This is a genomic window from Burkholderia perseverans, from assembly GCF_022870505.1.
GTDB classification, from domain to species: Bacteria; Pseudomonadota; Gammaproteobacteria; order Burkholderiales; family Burkholderiaceae; genus Burkholderia; species Burkholderia plantarii.
In genome coordinates this window covers 503,394-519,560 of record NZ_CP045094.1, presented here as the reverse complement: position 1 = coordinate 519,560, position 16,167 = coordinate 503,394, and the positions used below count along the sequence as shown (strand labels likewise).

The 16,167-nt window shown below is 69.1% G+C and carries 15 protein-coding genes; 1 reads left to right on the top strand and 14 read right to left on the bottom strand.

Translation table 11 applies throughout. The features are described 5' to 3' along the window. From BpN12_RS16895 to coq7, 14 genes are all read right to left on the bottom strand, one after another. Positions 1-753 (bottom strand): cell division protein FtsQ/DivIB, encoded by a 753-nt coding sequence (locus BpN12_RS16895; RefSeq protein WP_246796652.1) that lies wholly within the window; start codon positions 751-753, stop codon positions 1-3. 20 nt (positions 754-773) lie between these two features. Next, positions 774-1,715, bottom strand: coding sequence for a D-alanine--D-alanine ligase (locus BpN12_RS16890; RefSeq protein ID WP_246796651.1), 942 nt, complete (start codon positions 1,713-1,715; stop codon positions 774-776). Position 1,716: 1 nt separating this feature from the next. After that, positions 1,717-3,117, bottom strand: a complete 1,401-nt coding sequence (murC, locus tag BpN12_RS16885; RefSeq protein ID WP_246796650.1) for a UDP-N-acetylmuramate--L-alanine ligase — start codon at positions 3,115-3,117, stop codon at positions 1,717-1,719. Further along, positions 3,114-4,217, bottom strand: a complete 1,104-nt coding sequence (murG, locus tag BpN12_RS16880; RefSeq protein WP_246796649.1) for an undecaprenyldiphospho-muramoylpentapeptide beta-N-acetylglucosaminyltransferase — start codon at positions 4,215-4,217, stop codon at positions 3,114-3,116. Before murG ends, murC begins: the two co-directional genes overlap by 4 nt. Next, positions 4,214-5,494, bottom strand: coding sequence for a putative lipid II flippase FtsW (gene ftsW, locus BpN12_RS16875; protein WP_246796648.1), 1,281 nt, complete (start codon positions 5,492-5,494; stop codon positions 4,214-4,216). Before ftsW ends, murG begins: the two co-directional genes overlap by 4 nt. Next, entirely contained in the window at positions 5,491-7,002 is a 1,512-nt protein-coding gene (gene murD / locus BpN12_RS16870) for a UDP-N-acetylmuramoyl-L-alanine--D-glutamate ligase (RefSeq protein WP_246796647.1), read from the bottom strand. Before murD ends, ftsW begins: the two co-directional genes overlap by 4 nt. A gap of 25 nt (positions 7,003-7,027) precedes the next feature. Continuing rightward, the gene (gene mraY, locus BpN12_RS16865; protein ID WP_042623769.1) at positions 7,028-8,197 is read right to left on the bottom strand and encodes a phospho-N-acetylmuramoyl-pentapeptide-transferase; all 1,170 of its coding nucleotides are present in this window, start codon (positions 8,195-8,197) and stop codon (positions 7,028-7,030) included. A gap of 14 nt (positions 8,198-8,211) precedes the next feature. Further along, positions 8,212-9,618 carry a UDP-N-acetylmuramoyl-tripeptide--D-alanyl-D-alanine ligase gene (locus tag BpN12_RS16860; RefSeq protein ID WP_246796645.1) on the bottom strand — a complete coding sequence of 469 codons (1,407 nt, stop codon included), beginning with the start codon at positions 9,616-9,618 and terminating at the stop codon, positions 8,212-8,214. Then, complete coding sequence (locus BpN12_RS16855; RefSeq protein WP_246796644.1) at positions 9,615-11,162, bottom strand: UDP-N-acetylmuramoyl-L-alanyl-D-glutamate--2,6-diaminopimelate ligase; 1,548 nt, start codon at positions 11,160-11,162, stop codon at positions 9,615-9,617. Before BpN12_RS16855 ends, BpN12_RS16860 begins: the two co-directional genes overlap by 4 nt. Next, positions 11,159-13,003, bottom strand: coding sequence for a peptidoglycan D,D-transpeptidase FtsI family protein (locus BpN12_RS16850; protein ID WP_246796643.1), 1,845 nt, complete (start codon positions 13,001-13,003; stop codon positions 11,159-11,161). Before BpN12_RS16850 ends, BpN12_RS16855 begins: the two co-directional genes overlap by 4 nt. Next, complete coding sequence (gene ftsL / locus BpN12_RS16845) at positions 13,000-13,335, bottom strand: cell division protein FtsL (protein ID WP_246796642.1); 336 nt, start codon at positions 13,333-13,335, stop codon at positions 13,000-13,002. The genes BpN12_RS16850 and ftsL overlap by 4 nt, the downstream gene beginning before the upstream one ends. Continuing rightward, positions 13,332-14,273, bottom strand: a complete 942-nt coding sequence (gene rsmH, locus BpN12_RS16840; protein ID WP_246796640.1) for a 16S rRNA (cytosine(1402)-N(4))-methyltransferase RsmH — start codon at positions 14,271-14,273, stop codon at positions 13,332-13,334. The genes ftsL and rsmH overlap by 4 nt, the downstream gene beginning before the upstream one ends. Before the next feature lie 23 nt (positions 14,274-14,296). Then, positions 14,297-14,725 carry a division/cell wall cluster transcriptional repressor MraZ gene (gene mraZ / locus BpN12_RS16835; RefSeq protein WP_012734541.1) on the bottom strand — a complete coding sequence of 143 codons (429 nt, stop codon included), beginning with the start codon at positions 14,723-14,725 and terminating at the stop codon, positions 14,297-14,299. A 374-nt stretch (positions 14,726-15,099) separates the two neighbouring features. Beyond that, the gene (gene coq7, locus BpN12_RS16830; protein ID WP_246796639.1) at positions 15,100-15,729 is read right to left on the bottom strand and encodes a 2-polyprenyl-3-methyl-6-methoxy-1,4-benzoquinone monooxygenase; all 630 of its coding nucleotides are present in this window, start codon (positions 15,727-15,729) and stop codon (positions 15,100-15,102) included. Positions 15,730-15,869: 140 nt separating this feature from the next. On the opposite strand from coq7, the gene BpN12_RS16825 reads away from it, so the two are divergent. Further along, complete coding sequence (locus tag BpN12_RS16825) at positions 15,870-16,109, top strand: hypothetical protein (protein WP_246796638.1); 240 nt, start codon at positions 15,870-15,872, stop codon at positions 16,107-16,109. Positions 16,110-16,167 lie beyond the last annotated feature (58 nt).

The following is a 16,167-nucleotide window of genomic DNA, read 5'->3' as shown; positions in this document are numbered from 1 at the left end:
TTACTTCTTGCCGTGGTCGGTGTCGCTCAGGAAGCGCATGCCCGCCGCGCGGATCGCGAACCCGTTCGGATAGCGCAGGTCCGCGTACTCGATGTCGGCGCCCCAGCGCTCGGTGACGGCCGGCCACGCGGCCACCAGCCGTTGCGCGCGATCGGGCAGCGTGTCGCCGTTGCGCTCGCGCCCGAACTCGATCTCCATGCCGTTCGCGAGCTTGACGGTCCACGCGTAGCGCGACGACAGCGTGACCTCCTCCAGCGGCGAATTCAGCGGCGCGAGCCACTTGCCGAAATCGCGGTAGCGCTGCACGACTTCCTTGGCGCTGCCGTCCGGGCCGTCGAAGGCCGGCAGCTCCTCGTCGAGCTCGCCCTGGTTCGCCGTGAACAGCTCGCCGTCGGTGCTGACGAGCTGGTCGCTGCCCCAGGTGCCGAGTGGCTTGTATTCCTCCAGCGAGACGGCCAGCGCGTTCGGCCAGACGCGCCGCACGCTCGCATGGCGCACCCACGGCATCTGCTCGAACGCGACGCGCGCGGTATCGAGATCGACGGTGAAGAAATTGCCCTTCAGCCGCCCGACCACGCTCGCGCGCACCGTCGGTGAATTGATATGGTCGGTGTCGCCGTCGATCAGGATCGTGCGCAGCGCGAACGCCGGGCGCTGGATCAGCCAGTAGCAGCCCGCCGCCGTGCAACCGAGCAGCAGCAGCGCGTAAAGCGCGCTGGCCGCGAGGTTGAGCTGGCGAACGTTGTTCCACATGGGTCGATTCCGTATCCGGGTCAGTCTTCGAGCGTCAGCGACAGCACCTTCACCACCAGCTCCGAGTAGCTGATGCCGACCGCCCGCGCCGCCTTCGGCGGCAGCGAGTGATCGGTCATCCCCGGCGCCGTGTTCACTTCCAGGAAATACGGGTTGCCCGCCGCGTCGAGCATGAAATCGGCGCGACCCCAGCCGCTGCAGCCGAGCACCTCGAACGCGCGGCGCGCGAGCCGCTTGAATTCCGCTTCCTTCGCCGCGTCGATCCCGCACGGGATCAGGTACTGCGTGTCGTCGGCGAGGTACTTCGCGTGATAGTCGTAGAACTCGCCGGCCGGCACGATGCGGATCACCGGCAGGTCCAGGTCGCCCGCGATGCAGGCCGTGTACTCGCCGCCGCCCTCGATGCTCTTCTCGACGATCACGATGCGGTCGTGCCGGCCCGCCTCGTCGAGCGCGGCCGGCAGCGCGGCGGCGTCCTTCACCTTGATCACGGCGACGCTCGAGCCCTCGCTGGCCGGCTTCACGAACAGCGGCAGGCCCAGCTTCGCGACGATCTCCGGCGCGCGTGCGGCCAGGTCGTCACCGCGCATCACGGTCTCGAACGGCGGCGTCGGGATGCCGGTCTGCTGCCAGACCAGCTTGGTGCGGAACTTGTCTAGGCCGAGCGCCGAGCCGAGCACGCCGGGACCGGTGTAGCGGATCCCGTAGAAATCGAGCGCGCCCTGGATCTGGCCGTTCTCGCCGTAGCCGCCGTGCAGCGCGTTGAACGCGCGCACGAAGCCCTCGTCCTTCAGCGCCGACAGCGGCCGCTCGGACGGATCGAACGGATGCGCGTCGATGCCCGCGTCGCGCAGGCCCTGCAGCACCAGCCTGCCCGAATTCAGCGATACCTCGCGCTCGGCGGTCACGCCGCCGAGCAGTACCGCCACCTTGCCGAAACGTTTCGGATCGATCCCGCTCATGTCATCCCTTCTGTTGCTGTTGCTGCGCGATCCGGCCCGGCACGCCGCCGATCGAACCCGCGCCCATCGTGATCACCACGTCGCCTGCGCGCGCCCGTTGCGCGAGCGCCGCCGGCACCTCGTCGACCGTCGCGACGAACGCCGGATCGACGCGGCCGACCGCGCGCAGCGCGCGCGACAGCGCCTCGCCGCTCGCGGTCGGGATCGGCGCCTCGCCGGCGGCATACACCTCGGTCAGCACCAGCGCGTCGACCGTCGAGAGCACGTTGACGAATTCCTCGAAGCAGTCGCGCGTGCGCGTGTAGCGGTGCGGCTGGAACGCCAGCACCAGCCGGCGGCCCGGGAACGCGCCGCGCGCGGCGGCGATCGTGGCGGCCATCTCGACCGGATGGTGGCCGTAGTCGTCCACCAGCGTGTAGCTGCCCGCGCCATCGGCCGTCGCGATCTCGCCGTAGCGCTGGAAGCGCCGGCCGACGCCGTTGAAATCGGCGAGCGCCTGCTGGATCGCCGCGTCGGCCACGCCGAGATCGGTCGCGATCGCGATCGCCGCGAGCGCGTTCTGCACGTTGTGCAGGCCCGGCAGGTTCAGCACCACCGGCAGCGGCGCGCGGCCTTCGCGGTGCGCCGTGAAATGCATGCGCCCGTCGCGCGCGTCCACCTGCTCGGCGCGCACCTCGGCGTCGGGCGCGAGGCCGTAGCGCACCACCGGCTTCGAGATGAACGGCAGGATCTGGCGCACGTTCGGGTCGTCGACGCAGACCACCGCGCTGCCGTAGAACGGCAGCTTCTGGGTGAATTCGATGAACGCCTGCTTGAGCCGCGCGAAGTCGTGCCCGTAGGTGTCCATGTGATCCTCGTCGATGTTGGTGATCACCTCGATGACGGGATACAGGTTCAGGAACGAGGCGTCCGACTCGTCGGCCTCGGCGACGATGAAGTCGCCCGAGCCGAGCCGCGCGTTCGCGCCGGCGCTGATCAGGCGCCCGCCGATCACGAAGGTCGGATCGAGGCCGCCGGCCGCCAGCACGCTTGCCACCAGGCTGGTGGTGGTGGTCTTGCCGTGGGTGCCGGCAATCGCGATGCCCTGCTTCAGGCGCATCAGCTCGGCCAGCATCACCGCGCGCGGCACGATCGGCACGCCGAGGCGCCGCGCCGCGAGCACTTCCGGATTGTCCGAGCGCACCGCCGTGGAAGTGACGACCGCGTTGGCACCTTCGATGTTGGCCGCGTCGTGGCCGATCGCGACGCGCGCGCCGAGCGCCGCGAGCCGCTCGGTCACGGCGTTGCGCGACAGGTCCGAGCCGCTGACCTCGTAGCCGAGGTTCACCAGCACTTCGGCGATGCCGCTCATGCCGGCGCCGCCGATGCCGACGAAATGGATGTGTTTGACGATGTGTTTCATGACTTCGATTCCAGGTTCGCGCCGGCCACCTGCGCGCACACGCGCGCGACCACGTCGGTGGCGTCGGGCTTCGCGAGCGAGCGCGAACGTTCGGCCATCTGCGCGAGCGAGTCGCGCGTCTGGCCGCGCAGCCAGTCGGCGAGCAGCTCTGCCGACAGGTCGCGCTGCTGCACCAGCACCGCCGCGCCCTGCTCCGCGAGGAATGCCGCGTTGGTGGTCTGGTGGTCGTCCACCGCGTGCGGGAACGGCACGAATAGCGCGGCCACGCCGACCGCCGCGATCTCCGAGACGGTCATCGCACCCGAGCGGCAGATCACCAGGTCGGCGTTCGCGTAGGCCGCGGCCATGTCGTCGATGAACGGCAAGAGCGTGACGTCGTGGCCGGCCACGAGTCCCGCCGCCTCGTAGTTGGCGCGCAGCGCGTCGACGTGCTTCGCGCCGGCCTGATGCACCACCTGCGGGCGCTCATGCGGCGCGAGCTGCGCCAGCGCGCGCGGCACCACTTCGTTGAGCGCGGCCGCGCCGAGGCTGCCGCCCACCACCAGCAGCCGCAGCGGGCCGCTGCGCGCGGCGTAGCGCGCCGCCGGCGGTGCGCTGCGTGCCAGCTCGTCGCGGATCGGGTTGCCGGTCCATTCGGCGTTCGGCAGCGCGCCGGGGAACGCCACCAGCACGCGCTTCGCGAGCTTCGCGAGCACCTTGTTGGCAAGGCCGCCGATCGAATTCTGTTCGTGCAGCACCAGCGGGCGGCCGGTGAGCGCCGTCATCACGCCCGCCGGGAACGTGATGTAGCCGCCCATGCCGAGCACCACGTCGGGCTGCACGCGGCGCAGCGCGCCGAGGCTCTGCATGCAGGCGCGCAGCAGGTTGAACGGTAGCCGGAGCTTGGTCGCGAGACCCTTGCCGCGCAGCCCGCCGAAGCGCACCGGCTCCATCGCGATGCCGTGCTTCGGCACCAGCGTCGCCTCCATGCCGGCCGGATTGCCGAGCCACACCACGCGCCAGCCGTGCGCCTGCATCCGGTGCGCGACCGCCAGCCCCGGGAACACATGGCCCCCGGTGCCGCCTGCCATCACCATCAGCGTGCGCTGTCGTGCCGTCATACCTTGCCCCCGCGCATCAGTACCCGGTTCTCGTAGTCGACGCGCAGCAGCACGGCGAGCGACACGCAGTTGAGCAGGATGCCCGAGCCGCCGTAGCTGACGAGCGGCAGCGTCAGGCCCTTGGTCGGCAGCAGGCCGAGGTTCACGCCCATGTTGATGAAGGCCTGCGCACCGAACCAGATGCCGACGCCCTTGGCCATCAGGCCCGCGAACGTGCGATCGAGCGCGAGCGCCTGGCGGCCGATCTCGAACGCGCGGCGCACGATCCAGTAGAACAGCAGGATCACTACCAGCACGCCGACGAAGCCGAGCTCCTCGCCGATCACGGCGAGGATGAAGTCGGTATGCGCCTCGGGCAGATAATTGAGCTTCTCGACGCTGCCGCCGAGGCCCACGCCGAACCACTCGCCGCGGCCGAACGCGATCAGCGAGTGGGTCAGCTGGTAGGCCTTGCCCTGCGCGTAGCGCTCGTCCCACGGATCGAGGTAGGCGAAGATCCGCTCGCGGCGCCACGGCGACAGCCAGACCAGCATCGTGAAGGTGCCGATCGCGGTGGCCACCAGGCCGCCGAACAGCTTGCCGTTCACGCCGCCCAGGAACAGCACGCCCATCGCGATCGCGGCGACCACCATGAACGCGCCCATGTCCGGCTCGAGCAGCAGCAGCATGCCGACCAGGCCGACCGCGGCCGCCATCGGCAGGAAGCCCTTGGCGAAGCTGTGCATGTACTCCTGCTTGCGCACCGTGTAGTTCGCGGCGTAGATCGTCACCGCGAGCTTCATGATCTCGGACGGCTGCATGTTCGTGATGCCGAGCGGGATCCAGCGCCGTGCGCCGTTCACGCCCTTGCCGACGTGCGGGATCAGCACGATCACGAGCCCGACGAGCGCGAGCAGGAACAGGTGCGGCGCGTATTTGTCCCAGGTCGCGATCGGCACGCGAAACGCGACGATCGCGGCGACGAACGCCACCGTCAGCGACACCACGTGGCGCAGCAGGAACGCGTAGTCGCGATAGGCCGCGTACTTCGGCGAATCGGGCATCGCGATCGACGCCGAATAGACCATCACCACGCCGAGCCCGAGCAGCGCGATCGCCACCCACATCAGCGAGTAGTCGAAATCGAGCATCCGCGAGCGCGTCGGGCGCACGCCGCCGAGACCGTGGGCGAAACCGCCGGCGGCCGGCGTGGTGCGCGCGGCCGGGCGCGCGACGGCGGCGCTGCCGCCTTCGCGCTGGCTGATGAAACGCGAGACGAAGCGATCGGACCAGCTCATAGCGACGTCCCCTTGTCGAGTGCGATGTCCTCGAGCGCGCTGCGGAACACCGCGGCGCGATGCGCATAACCGGTAAACATGTCGAAGCTCGCGCAGGCCGGCGACAGCAGCACCGCGTCGCCGGGCTCGGCCAGCTCGCTCGCGGCGCGCACGGCGGCCTCGAGCGTGGCCTGATCGATGAGCGGCACGCCGCTGTCGGCCAGCACCGCGCGGATCTGCGACGCGTCGCGGCCGATCAGCATCACCGCGCGGCACCAGCGCGCCACCGGTGCCGCGAGCGGCGAGAAGTCCTGGCCCTTGCCGTCGCCGCCGGCGATCAGCACCGCGCGCTGCGCGAGGCCGTCGAGCGCGGCGACCGTCGCGCCGACGTTGGTGCCCTTGCTGTCGTCGACGTAATCGACGCCATCGAGCGAGGCGATCAGTTCGACGCGATGCGCCTCGCCGCGGTATTCGCGCAGCCCGTGCAGCAGCGCGGCGCTCGGCAGCTCGATCGCGCGCGCGAGCGCGAACGCGGCCAGCGCATTGGCCGCGTTGTGCAGCCCGCGGATGCGCAGCGCGTCGGCCGGCATCAGCCGCTTGGCCGTCAGGGTCGGCGCGACCGCGGCGCCGGCCTTGCGGCGCCGCGGCGAGACCGGTTCGTCGGCGGCGTCGCGATCGATCGCCTCGACCAGCCAGTTGATGCCGTTGTCGCGCAGCAGGCCGTAGTCGCCCTCGCGGTTCGGCTCGTTCAGGCCGAACGTGATCGCGCGCGGCGCGTCGGCCGCCGCCGCGGGCGGCATGAACTTCATGGTCTCGGCGTCGTCGCGGTTCAGCACGCGCACGGTGCGCGGCCCGAAGATGCGACCCTTGGCGGCCGCGTAGGCCGCGAAGCCGCCGTGCCAGTCGAGATGGTCCTGCGTGATGTTGAGCACCGTCGCCGCGTCGGGCGCGAACGTCTGCGCGGTGTCGAGCTGGAAGCTCGACAGCTCCAGCACCCATACCTGCGGCAGCGCGGCAGCGTCGATCGCGGCCGACAACCGGTCGAGCATCGCCGGGCTGATGTTGCCGGCCACCGCCACCGAGCGCCCCGCGCGTTCGCAGAGCAGGCCGGTCAGGCTGGTGGTGGTGGTCTTGCCGTTGGTGCCGGTGATCGCGAGCACCTTCGGCGCGTAGCCGTTCGCGGCCAGCCCGGCCAGCGCGCGCGCGAAGAATTCGAGTTCGCCCCACACCGGGATGCCGCGTTCGCGCGCGGCCGCGAGCAGCGTCGCGAGCGCCGGCTCGAGCGGCGACAGGCCCGGGCTCAGCGCGACGATCTCGACGCCGCCGTCGAGCAGCGCCGGCGTGAACGCGCCGCCGACGAACCCGGCGTCGGCCGCGGCTTCGCGCAGCGCGGCGAGATTCGGCGGCGCCTCGCGCGTGTCCGCGATGCGCAGCGGACACGCGTGCCTCGCGCACCAACGCGCGATCGCGAGGCCCGATTCACCGAGCCCCAGCACGAGCACCATCGGCCGCTGCCGATCTCCAAACATCTCGCCAGACATCCTTGCTATCCCTTTACCGCAGTTTGAGGGTGGTCAACCCGAACAGGCAGAGCATCAACGTGATGATCCAGAAACGCACCACGACCTGCGTTTCCTTCCAGCCGGACAATTCGAAATGGTGATGCAGCGGCGCCATCTTGAAGATGCGGCGCCCTTCGCCATAGCGGCGCTTGGTGTACTTGAACCAGGTGACCTGCAGCATCACCGACAGCGTTTCGGCAACAAAGATCCCGCCCATGATGAACAGCACGATTTCCTGCCGCACGATCACGGCCACCGTGCCGAGCGCGCCGCCCAGCGCCAGCGCGCCGACGTCGCCCATGAACACCTGCGCGGGGTGCGTGTTGTACCAGAGGAACGCAAGCCCCGCGCCGCCCATCGCCGAGCAGAAGATCAGCAGTTCGCCCGCGCCGGGAATGTGCGGGAACAGCAGGTATTTCGAATAGACCGAGCTGCCCATCACGTAGGCGAACACGCCGAGCGAGGCGCCCACCAGCACCACCGGCATGATCACGAGGCCGTCGAGGCCGTCGGTCAGGTTGACGGCATTGCTCGCGCCGACGATCACGAAATAGGTCAGCGCGATGAAGCCCCAGACGCCGAGCGGATAGCTGATCGACTTCAGGAACGGCAGCATCAGGTCGGCGCGTGCCGGCAGGCCCATCGACAGGCCGCTGCGCACCCACGCCATGAACAGGTCGAAGACGCGCACGTTGCTCGCCTCGGACACGCTGAACGCCAGGTAGACGGCCGCGAACAGGCCGATCACCGATTGCCAGAAGTACTTCTCGCGCGACGACATCCCGCGCGGATCCTTGTGGACCACCTTGCGGTAATCGTCGACCCAGCCGACCACGCCGAAGCCGAACGTGACGAGCATCACGATCCAGATGAAGCGGTTCGTCAGGTCGCCCCACAGCAGCGTCGCGACCGCGATGCCGATCAGGATCAGCACGCCGCCCATGGTCGGCGTGCCCGACTTGACGAGGTGCGTCTGCGGGCCGTCCTTGCGCACCGCCTGGCCGACCTTCATCTCGGTCAGCTTGCGGATCACCCACGGGCCGCAGACGAGGCCGATGCCAAGCGCGGTGATGGTGGCCATCACCGCACGGAACGTGAGGTACGTGAACAAGCGCAAAAAGCTTGCGTCTCCTTGCAGCCATTGCGCCAGCGCCAGCAACATTGCGGACTTCCTTCTCAGTGAACGCCGGGCGCGGTGCCCGACGCGGGTTGATTCGTCAGCGCGTCGACCACGCGCTCCATGCGGGTGTAGCGCGAGCCCTTCACGAGCACCGTCGCCGCCGCGCCGTACCGGGCCGCATCGAGCGCCGCGACCAGCGCGCCGACTTCGTCGAAATGGCGCGCCGCCGCGCCGTAGGCCGCGCAGGCATCGCGCGTGGCCTCGCCGGTCGCGTACAGCGCGTCGATGCCGCGCTCGCGCGCATAGGCGCCGATCTCGCGATGGAACGCCGGACCTTCGTCGCCGACCTCGCCCATCTCGCCGATCACGAGCACGCGCGGCGCCGCGCACTGCGCGAGCACGTCGATCGCGGCGCGCATCGAGTCGGGATTCGCGTTGTAGGTGTCGTCGATCAGCATCGCGCCGGCCAGCGACGCGAGCGCCGCGCGCTTGACCTGCAGGCGCCCCTTGACCGGCTCGAACGCCTCGAGCCCGGCGCGGATCGCGTCGGGCTCGACGCCGGCCGCGAGCGCCGCAGCCGTGGCGGCCAGCGCGTTGCGCGCGTTGTGCGCGCCGAGCGCGCGCAGCCGCGCCTCGATGCGGCCGGCCGGCGTGTCCATCACGAGCACGCCGCCGTGGGTCGCGCCCGTCACCGCGGCGGGCGTGGCGCGGCCGTCGTCGTTCAGCGCGAAATCGACGATCCGGTTGCCGGTGGCGGCCACGCGCCAGATGCCGGCGTACTTGTCGTCGGCCGGGAACACGGCGATGCCGTCCGGCCCGAGCGCGTGGATCACCGACGCGTGTTCGAGCGCGACCGCCTCGACCGTCGCCATGAATTCCTGGTGCTCGCGCTGCGCGTTGTTGACGAGCGCAATCGTTGGCGCGGCGATCTTGGCAAGCGTGCCGGTTTCGCCCGGGTGATTCATCCCGAGTTCGATCACGGCGAGCCGGTGCGCCGGCGCGAGGCGCAGCAGCGTCAGCGGCAGGCCGATGTCGTTGTTGAAGTTGCCGGCCGTGGAGAGCCGCGCGTCCTGGCCGACCGCGGCCGCGAACACCGAGGCGATCATCTCCTTCACGGTGGTCTTGCCGTTGCTGCCCGTCACGGCGACCAGCGGCAGCTCGAAGCGCCGGCGCCAGCCGTGCGCGAGCGCGCCGAGCGCCACCCGCGTGTCGGCCGCCTTCAGCTGCGGCAGGCCCGGCAGCGCGGCCTCGCGCGACACCAGCGCCGCGCTCGCGCCGCGCGCGGCGACGTCGGCCAGGAAGTCGTGCGCGTCGAATCGCTCGCCCTGCAGCGCGACGAACAGGTCGCCCTCGCCGACCGTGCGGCTGTCGGTGGACACGCGCGAGAACGCGACGCTCGCGTCGCCGATCACGGTGGCGCCCGGAATCAGCGCAGCGGCTTCATGCAGCGTCAGCATCGTCATTCGCCGCCTCCGTGCGCATGCGTCGCGCGCGCGGCCAGTGCGAGCCGCGCGTGATCCTGATCCGAGAATTCCCGCTTCTTGCCCATGATTTCCTGTGTCGCCTCGTGTCCCTTGCCGGCCAGCAGCACCACGTCCTCGCGCGCCGCGCCGCGCACCGCCTGCAGGATTGCGCTGGCGCGATCCTCGATGCGCAGCGCCCGCTCCGGCGCCTGCATGCCGGCCGCGATCTGTTCGATGATCGCGAGCGGTGCCTCGCTGCGCGGGTTGTCGCTCGTTACCACCACGCGGTCGGCGAGCCGCTCGGCGATGCCGCCCATCAGCGGACGCTTGGTGGTGTCGCGATCGCCGCCGCAGCCGAACATGCAGACCAGTGCGCCGCCGCGCGCCTCGGCGATCGGCCGCAGCGCCTCGAGCGTCTTGTCGAGCGCGTCGGGCGTGTGTGCGTAATCGACCACCACCAGCGGCTCGTCGTGATCGACCCGGCCACCGAGCCGCTGCATGCGTCCGTTCACCGATTCGAGCCGGCGCAGCTCGGCGAGCGCCGCGTCGAACGGCAGGTCGGCCACCAGCAGCGCGGCCAGCACGGCCAGCAGGTTGCTGACGTTGAACAGGCCAAGCGTGCCGACCTCGACGTCGGCGTCGCCCCACGACGAGGTCAGCCGGAACGCGGTGCCGGTCGCCGTCGCGCGGACCTCGTTCGCGATCAGCGCGCGGTCGGCCTCGGGTGCGTCGTCGCGCGCGCCGATGCCGTAGGCCACGGTGCGCACGCGGCCCGCGAGCGTGGCGAGCAGCCGGGCGCCGGCCGCGTCGTCGCGGTTGACGATCGCGTGGCGCAGCCCGCGCCAGGCGAACAGCTTCGCCTTCGCCGCCTCGTAGGCCTCGAAGGTGCGGTGATAGTCGAGATGGTCCTGCGTCAGGTTCGTGAACACGGCGACGTCGAACGCGGTGCCGTTCACGCGGCCCTGGTGCAGCGCGTGCGACGACACTTCCATCGCCACCGCCTGGGCGCCGCTGTCACGCAGTTGCGCGAGGCTGCGCTGCAGCTGCGGCGCGTCGGGCGTCGTGAAGCCGGTGGCGACGAGCCGGCCCGGCATGCCGCTGCCGAGCGTGCCGATCACCGCGCACGGCCGGCGCAACGCGGTGAGCGCCGTCGCGATCCATTGCGTGCAGGAAGTCTTGCCGTTGGTGCCGGTCACGCCGATCGTGAACATCGCGTCGCTCGGATCGCCGTACCAGCCGCTGGCGATCTCGCCCGCCAGCGCATCGAGCCCGGGCACCGCGAGCGCGACGGCCGGGTCGAGCGCATCGGCGCCGGCGAAGCCTTCGGGCTGCACCAGCACGGCCGCCGCGCCGCGCGACAGCGCGTTCGCGAGATGCGGCCGATTGTCGGCACCGTCCACGGCGTAGGCCAGGAACACGTCGCCGGGCTGCAGCGAGCGCGTGTCGGCGTGCAGCTGCGCGCCCGGCTTCGCGTGCTCGCGCAGCCAGGCGAGCGCGGCGGCGATTCGCGCCTGCGCCGGATGGGAACTGCGCACGGCGCTCATCGCACCACCCCCGGGCGGTTGTGAGCCGTGCTCGACACGGTCATGCGGCCGGCCGGCATCGCCGCGAGCTTCCGCGCGGAGGCCGGCTGCGCCTGCGCCGGGCCCGCGTCGTCGGACACCACCAGCTGCTTGACCGGCATGTTCGGCGGCACGTTCAGCGCGCGCAGCGTATCGCCGACGATGGTCGAGAACACCGGGCCGGACACCTGGCCGCCGAAGTGGCTGCCGGCCGTCGGCTCGTCGACCGTCACGGCCACCACGATGCGCGGGTTCGGCATCGGCGCCATGCCGACGAACGACGCACGGTACTTCTTGTGGTCGTAGCCGCGGCCGACCTGCTTGTAGGCCGTGCCGCTCTTGCCGCCGACGCGATAGCCGGGCACCGCCGCGTCGGGCGAGGTGCCGTTCTTCGTCACCACGCTCTCGAGCATCTCGCGCACTTCGCGCGCGGTGGTCGGCGAGAACACCTGCGGGCCCTGCGGCGGCTGCGTCTCGTTGGCCTTGACGATCGACAACGGCATCAACTCGCCGTCGTGGGCGATCGCGGTATAGGCATGCGCGAGCTGGAACAGCGAGACCGACAGGCCGTAGCCGTAGGACATCGTCGCCTGCTCGATCCGGCGCCAGCTCTTCCACGGCCGCAGGCGGCCCGCCGCCGCGCCGGGGAAGCCGACCTTCGGCGCCTGGCCGAGGCCGATGCTGGTGTACATGTTCCACATTTCCTCGGGCCGCATCGTCATCGCGATCTTGGTCGCGCCGATGTTGCTCGACTTCTGGATCACGCCGCCCACCGTCAGCACGCCGAAGCCGGCATCGTCGCTGATCGGCGCACCATCGAGCGTGAAATGGCCATTGCCGGTATCGACCAGCGTGGTCGGCGAGACGCGGTGCAGGTCGAGCGCGAGCGACACCGTGAACGGCTTCATGATCGAGCCCGGCTCGAACACATCGGTCAGCGCGCGGTTGCGCAGCTGCTCGCCGGTCAGGTGCGAACGGTCGTTCGGGTTGTAGGTCGGGTAATTGACGAGCGAGAGCACCTCGCCGGTGCGCACGTCGACCACCATCGCCGCGCCCGCCTTGGCGTGGAACTTCTCGATCGCGGCCTTCAGGTTCGCGTAGGTGATGTACTGGATCTTGCTGTCGATCGACAGGTCCACGTCGGTGCCGTCGTGCGGCGGCATCTGCTCGTCGACGTCCTCGACGATGTGGCCCACGCGGTCCTTGATCACGCGCCGGCTGCCCGGCACGCCGGCCAGCAGCTTCTGATCGGCGAGTTCGACGCCTTCCTGGCCTTCGTCCTCGACGTTCGTGAAACCGATCAGGTGAGCGGTGATCTCACCTTCCGGGTAGAAGCGCTTGTACTCGTTGCGCGCATAGATGCCGGGAATGTCGAGCGCGGCGACCTTGTCGGCCACGTCGATCGGCACCTGCCGCTTCACGTAGACGAAGCTCTTGTCCTCGGACAGCTTGCGGCGCAACTCGGTCGTGCTCATGTCGAGCAGCTTGCCGAGATCGCCGAGCTTGTCGGCGCCGAGATCGTCCGGCACCGACTCGGGAATCGCCCAGATCGCGCGCACCGGCAGGCTCGTCGCGAGCACCAGGCCGTTGCGGTCGAGGATCTTGCCGCGCGTGGCCGGCAGCTCGAGCGTGCGCTGGTAGCGGCTCTCGCCCTGCTTCTGGTAGAACGCGTTACCGGGCCCCTGGATCCAGAACGCGCGCGCGGCCAGCGCGAAGAACGCCATGAACAGCATGAACACGACGAGCTTCGAGCGCCACATCGGCAGATGCACGGACAGCACGGGACTCGACGCGAACTTGACGTTCGGCTGACGCGGCTTCATCGCGCGCTCCCCTGCACGCCCGACGCGGCCGAGGTGGGCAGCGGCGCGTCGACGGCCTTCGCGGCGCCCGGCGCCAGCGTCAGGTATTGGGTGCGACCGGTCGCGATCGGCTGCATCTTCAGCGAATCGTTGGCCAACTGCTCGATACGCGACGTCTTCGACAGCGCGCTCTGTTGATACTGCAGCTGCGCGTAGTCCTGCTGGAGCTGATGCTCCTGCGACTGGGCACGCTGCAACTGGAAGAAGATCTGCCGCTGCTGATTGGTCGAATTGACGACCGACAAGGCACAACCCATCACGACGATCAGCAGGAAGATATTGAGGCGGTTCATGGCGCGACGCGCTCCGCGATGCGCATCACGGCGGACCGGGCGCGCGGATTGGCATCGACTTCGGCGTCGCTCGGGAACTTGCGTCCGAGCAGCTTGAGCGGCGGCGACGGCAGGTCGACGGCGCGGATCGGCAAGCGGCGATCGACCGCCGGCGCACTGGAATGCGCCTGCATGAACCGCTTGACGATCCGATCCTCGAGCGAATGAAAGCTGATCACGACCAGCCGCCCCCCTTGCTCCAACGACGACAACGCGGCCTCTAGAACGACCTGCAGGTCCGCAAGCTCTTGATTGACGTGAATCCGTATAGCCTGAAAGGTGCGGGTTGCCGGATCCTTGCCCTTCTCACGTGTCTTGACGGCGTGACCCACGATTTGGGCAAGCTCGCCCGTGCTGTCGAGGGGCCCGAGACGATCGGATTCTTCCCGGCGAGCAACAAGCGCCTTTGCAATCTGAAAAGCAAACCGTTCTTCCCCATAATCCCGTATCACCTCCGTCAGTTCCTGCAGCGACGCGCGGGCGAGCCAGTCGGCCGCCGATTCGCCGCGTGTCGTATCCATCCGCATGTCGAGCGGGCCGTTCGCGCGGAAACTGAAACCGCGCTCGGGATCGTCGATCTGCGGCGAGGACACGCCCAGATCCAGCAGCACCCCCGTCGCCCGCGCAACGCCGCGTTCGGCGAGTGCGCCGCCGAGCGACGCAAAACTGTCATGCACGATCGAGAAGCGCGGGTCGGCGATCTGCTGCGCCGTCGCGATCGCGAGCGGATCCTTGTCGAATGCGATCAGCCGGCCGCCGTCGGCCAGCCGCGCGAGCACCGCGCGGCTGTGGCCGCCGCGCCCGAACGTGCCGTCGACATAGAGGCCATCGGGCCGCGTCACGAGCGCATCGACCGCTTCGTCGAGCAGCACCGTCCGGTGCTGGAATCCGTTTTCCATCGCGGGCGTCTCCGTCACCGCAATCAGAACGTGAAGTTCTTCAGCGCATCGGGCATGCCCTGCGCCATCGCCGCCTGCTCCTTCGCGGTGTAGGTCTGCGCATCCCACAGCTCGAAGTGACTTCCCATTCCCAACAACATGACTTCCTTTTCAAGCCCGGCTGCCATCCGCAGTTCCGGCGATACGAGAATCCGGCCCGCGCTGTCGAGATCGACGTCCATCGCGTTGCCGAGAAAAATGCGGCGCCACCAGTGTGCGTCCATCGGCAGCGCGGCGATCTTGGCGCGGAAGACTTCCCATTCGGGGCGTGGAAACAGCAACAGGCAGCCGTCCGGGTGCTTGGTCACAGTCACCCGGCCTTCTGCCTGTCCTTGCAGCGCTTCGCGATAGCGAGACGGAACCGACATCCGCCCTTTCGCATCGAGCGTCAGCGCCGACGCCCCCTGGAACACTTTCCGCTCTCCCGTCCGGGGCGCCGCGCCCCCTCACATTCGCTGAGAATCTAACCGGAACTGCCCGCCAGATCACACAAAAATACACTTTCTCACACTGTCTCCCACTTTAGAGGAAGGGTCAGGGACGGTCAAGGGAGACGAACGTTTTTTTGACGAATTTTGTTAGTTAGAACAAGGACTTACGCGCGGCTCCTCAAGCCGGCCCTCAAACCGAAATTCGTTATAAATTAATGATCTAGTGCAAGTTGTGAATGTGATACGTGAAAAGTCGCGCGCAAGCTGGCGAGATGGCGGGGGTTCGGGAGGCGGGGAAGGCGGGAATGGCGGGCGGATCGACGCGGAGGCGGCGCTGGCCGCGTCCCACTGGCGCATCAGAGATAGTAGGCAGTCCTCGTCATGACTTTCGAGGCCGCCTGCATCAGCCAGCGCGCCGGCGCCGGCAGCTCGGCGCCGCCGGCGTCTGTGGCGGTGCGGCCGTGCTTGGCCTCGTCATCACGCATCTGCTCGACGATCGCGCGCGATGCCGCGTCGCCGGCCGGCAGCTCGGCGAGGTGGCCGTCGAGATGGCGCTCGACCTGCCGTTCGGTCTCGGCCATGAAGCCGAGGCTCGCCTTGTCGCCGAGCCGGCCGGCCACGAGCCCGATCGCGAGCGCCCCCGAGTACCAGAGCGGATTGAGCAGGCTCGGCCGCGAGTCGAGCGATTTCAGCCGATGCATGGTCCAGGCGAGATGATCCTCCTCCTCGCGCGCGGAGGCCTCGAACAGCGCCTTCAGCGACGGCGACGAGGTGGACAGCTTCTGCGCCTGATACAACGCCTGCGCGCAGACTTCGCCGACATGGTTCACGCGCATCAGCCCGGCCGCGTGGCGGCGCTCCTCGACGCTCAGTTCCGGCGCAGACACATCGCCGGCCGACTCCGGCACCGGACGCGTCATCCGGCTCACGCCCACCACCGCGCGCAGTCCGCGGTCGAATTCGTTGATCAGTTCATCCAGCAGCATTCGGGCTCTCCCTTGACGTGCTTCGCTTGCTTCGACTCGCCGCAGCGCATGCGTCAGTCGCCCATGGCAATAACTGATCCGATGACGACGCGAACACTACGATAAACCTACGATTTTAACCAATGTTGTTCGCGTGAAACATGAGCGACGTCGTATCGGCTTGGTCCTTTTTGGAGTTGGAATCGCAATTTTCCGGACCTGAAACGGGAGAATCGACGCTCTGGCGTGAAATCACCACGGTTGGCGCGGAAATCGACGCGGAACAGCAGGCTGGCCATCACGGCGGCCGACATTCGTGCGCCAGCCGTCGCATGGGCCATGGCGCCAATAACGCCGCACAAACGAAAAGGCGCCCCGCAGGGCTAATGCCGTTCAGTTAAGGTTCTTTCTGAGGAACCGAACGGCATAACGAGCAGGACGGGACTTGACGGCCCGATC

Excerpts from the sequence above, each read along its gene's own strand:
- BpN12_RS16895 (WP_246796652.1), bottom strand. The coding sequence starts at position 753 with ATGTGGAACAACGTTCGCCAGCTCAACCTCGCGGCCAGCGCGCTTTAC.
- BpN12_RS16890 (WP_246796651.1), bottom strand. The coding sequence starts at position 1,715 with ATGAGCGGGATCGATCCGAAACGTTTCGGCAAGGTGGCGGTACTGCTC.
- murC (WP_246796650.1), bottom strand. The coding sequence starts at position 3,117 with ATGAAACACATCGTCAAACACATCCATTTCGTCGGCATCGGCGGCGCC.
- murG (WP_246796649.1), bottom strand. The coding sequence starts at position 4,217 with ATGACGGCACGACAGCGCACGCTGATGGTGATGGCAGGCGGCACCGGG.
- ftsW (WP_246796648.1), bottom strand. The coding sequence starts at position 5,494 with ATGAGCTGGTCCGATCGCTTCGTCTCGCGTTTCATCAGCCAGCGCGAA.
- murD (WP_246796647.1), bottom strand. The coding sequence starts at position 7,002 with ATGTTTGGAGATCGGCAGCGGCCGATGGTGCTCGTGCTGGGGCTCGGT.
- mraY (WP_042623769.1), bottom strand. The coding sequence starts at position 8,197 with ATGTTGCTGGCGCTGGCGCAATGGCTGCAAGGAGACGCAAGCTTTTTG.
- BpN12_RS16860 (WP_246796645.1), bottom strand. The coding sequence starts at position 9,618 with ATGACGATGCTGACGCTGCATGAAGCCGCTGCGCTGATTCCGGGCGCC.
- BpN12_RS16855 (WP_246796644.1), bottom strand. The coding sequence starts at position 11,162 with ATGAGCGCCGTGCGCAGTTCCCATCCGGCGCAGGCGCGAATCGCCGCC.
- BpN12_RS16850 (WP_246796643.1), bottom strand. The coding sequence starts at position 13,003 with ATGAAGCCGCGTCAGCCGAACGTCAAGTTCGCGTCGAGTCCCGTGCTG.
- ftsL (WP_246796642.1), bottom strand. The coding sequence starts at position 13,335 with ATGAACCGCCTCAATATCTTCCTGCTGATCGTCGTGATGGGTTGTGCC.
- rsmH (WP_246796640.1), bottom strand. The coding sequence starts at position 14,273 with ATGGAAAACGGATTCCAGCACCGGACGGTGCTGCTCGACGAAGCGGTC.
- coq7 (WP_246796639.1), bottom strand. The coding sequence starts at position 15,729 with ATGCTGCTGGATGAACTGATCAACGAATTCGACCGCGGACTGCGCGCG.
- BpN12_RS16825 (WP_246796638.1), top strand. The coding sequence starts at position 15,870 with ATGAGCGACGTCGTATCGGCTTGGTCCTTTTTGGAGTTGGAATCGCAA.